We start from the raw sequence: 2600 nt of genomic DNA on the forward strand, positions 1-2600 counted from the left end.
TGGTGAAGCAAAAGGTTTTGTTGTAGCTGAAAGGGCGCTTTCTTTGCTGTTGATTCTGTAAGTGGCTCTCTTTGGCTAAAATCGTTGTAAAATTTAGGGTTTGGTTAGCATCGTTTTTGCACGTAAGGTATTCAAATTTCTTCCTTTCTACGGTGGTTTACTTTGAATTCACGGTAAAATTCACATAACAAGCAATTCAAGTGGATTCTCAACGCGTGGCAGTTTTACTATGCGTCAGGTAAAGTGTTTACGGTGTAATGCAGCGGCTTGACCAGTGCGTTGTTCACCACTTAATTGGGCGTTATGGCTATCAAGTTGAGTTCATCATTAATGTCGGTAAATTGGTTTAAATTGGAGTACTATTCTGCGATTAAACTTGCTGAAGAACTCGATGACAATCCCAATTAAAAATGTATCAAATCCGGAAATATCGTGCTCAAACTGCCATGCTTGTTGTTGCCGTTTGGAGGTTATGATCATTACCGATACAGGTGTACCAGAGCAGCACATTGCATTTGATGAATGGGGTGGAGAAACGATGCTGCGTTTGTCAGATGGTTGGTGTTCAGCTCTAGATCGTGAAACGTTCATGTGCACAATTTACGAAAATCGCCCTTGGATTTGTCGAGAATTCGAAATGGGCTCTTACGAATGTCGAGATGAACGGATAGACCTTTTCTAAAGTTTTACCTAATAAATCAGTGAGTTGTTAGCCATAACAAGCGGTTCAAGAGGGATTGCGAATAGAAGGTTAACTAATTGAAATAAAGTAATATTTTCATTTTTTGTTTGCGCTAGGGGGCATCTGAGGGGAACAGCGATTTATTCTTTAAAATTGTGACAGGTATCTCAAATAATTGAGCATTCTAAAAGTTGTTTTTATCATACCAAGATAAATCCACAAAGGTCTCATTTGTATCTGTAAAACGGATATGGACATTTTTAATTTACGTCGATGGACTAACTTTCACCCTATTAATAACTTTTAGTATCCAAAAGCATAATCAGGCACTGCTTATCACTGTTCCTGAGATTCAAGAAAATGGACAAAAACTTCCATCTTCAACCAGTTGTGTTAGATTTATGTTATGCACTTTTTCAGCATAACATGCAGATGATCCTTAGAAATACTTGTACCCTGAAATAAATTTCAACTCAAATCGAAACTTATAACTAAATCTACCATTAAAAAACCTCTAAGATTTTCTTATAAGTCTCGTGTCTGACAATACTACGGCCTTCAGACAAGAGAAAGTTTTTCAGAACGTCGTAAAGTAGCGGATTATTGGCAATTTCTCTGGCCAATTGCTCAGGTATTATTCCTTTTGAATCTTCAATCTTTAGTAGCTCAGGTCTCTTTTCAATTAATAGTTCAATTATAGGCAGATCGCCCATGCGAGTAGCCGTATGTAACGCTGTTGCACCTTCTTCGTTAATTAACGTTGCATCACAGCCATGCTCTAGTAGGAGTGACGCAGATTTACAACATCGGCTAGCCGCAGCGGCATGAAGCGCTGTTCTACCCGTGAAATCTTGAAGATTCGGATCTGCGTTAGCCTTCAACAATGCTTTTACCGTTTGATAATCTTTGTTGTTTGCAGCAAACATCAAAGGCGTCTGGTACTTAAAGTCTGTAATATTAACGATTTCTGGCCATAATTCGATGATTTTCCTGATGCCTGTAACCATCGCACTAAATACATTACTAATTTCATTAGCAATATCGACTTGTACCATCTGTTTATAAGAATTTAATTTAGTACGCATTTCATAGCTCATCTTCATCATTAGCAAAATGATGCTATCTGCTTGTGGATATTTCAGTTGTTTCTTTTTTAAAGCTTTGTGTTTTTTAAGTACTAGCTCAATAGAATATCCATTTTTTATACACTCTGCGAAATCACGACTAAACTTTTCCATATCGCTAGAACAAGAAGAAAAAAGCGGTTGATAGTTAGGATAGCATTGATACAACTTGTCCCAAAAATACTCATGTAACTCACGAGAAACGTCATAAATATTAGATTCTCCTTTCAGTCCGCCCCAGTAGTACATATCTCTAAAGTACTTTTCGTGATTATTAGGAATGAGTTTTTGGTTTGCTATAGCCAATGCGAATGCATCTCTAGCTAACAATCCTCTAAACTTTCCAAAGCTGTATTTCTTACATTCATCGATAGCCAAATTAAGATTTTTTTCTGCTTCTTTAAGCTTGTTCTGCGCAATATAATGAAGTGCTTCATAACGTAGTATATTTGCTTTTGAAAATTCAAAATCATCACAGTTTTTCGCCTCATCTAGTAAAGCAGATACCTTTTCTTCGGTTTTTGAACCAAACTTCTTAAGGAGTAGATGACTTTCTAGTTCAAATAATATTCGCCTCATCGACTCTGTAGGCGTGGCTTCTAGAGATTTTAACCTTTCAATAATCATTTCACCTATATTAGGATTTGAATATTGATTCATCTGAACAATTCTATACCGAATCAACTTGAAGATGCAGGCTTGAGAACCTGAAAATGATCATTAATTCGAGATGTCAAAGAGCCTGCGATCTCTGGAAGAGTCACAGAAAAAAATTGGTCTATTGCCGCCTTGAA

General features: G+C 36.9%; 2 protein-coding genes and 1 pseudogene. 1 reads left to right on the forward strand and 2 read right to left on the reverse strand.

The annotated features are described in order from the left end of the window. Positions 1–391 precede the first annotated feature (391 nt). Positions 392–682 (forward strand): YkgJ family cysteine cluster protein, encoded by a 291-nt coding sequence (locus tag EYW48_RS20755; protein ID WP_080536237.1) that lies wholly within the window; start codon positions 392–394, stop codon positions 680–682. Positions 683–1185: 503 nt separating this feature from the next. On the opposite strand, the gene EYW48_RS20760 is transcribed toward EYW48_RS20755, so the two are convergent. Continuing rightward, positions 1186–2466 carry an ankyrin repeat domain-containing protein gene (locus tag EYW48_RS20760; RefSeq protein ID WP_277433002.1) on the reverse strand — a complete coding sequence of 427 codons (1281 nt, stop codon included), beginning with the start codon at positions 2464–2466 and terminating at the stop codon, positions 1186–1188. A gap of 20 nt (positions 2467–2486) precedes the next feature. Continuing rightward, a pseudogene (locus EYW48_RS20765) lies at positions 2487–2600 on the reverse strand (IS630 family transposase); the annotation flags it as partial.

The organism is Vibrio sp. 1180_3 (assembly GCF_029478545.1).
Lineage (GTDB): Bacteria > Pseudomonadota > Gammaproteobacteria > Enterobacterales > Vibrionaceae > Vibrio > Vibrio aestuarianus.

Excerpts from the sequence above, each read along its gene's own strand:
- EYW48_RS20760 (WP_277433002.1), bottom strand. The coding sequence starts at position 2,466 with ATGAATCAATATTCAAATCCTAATATAGGTGAAATGATTATTGAAAGG.
- EYW48_RS20755 (WP_080536237.1), top strand. The coding sequence starts at position 392 with ATGACAATCCCAATTAAAAATGTATCAAATCCGGAAATATCGTGCTCA.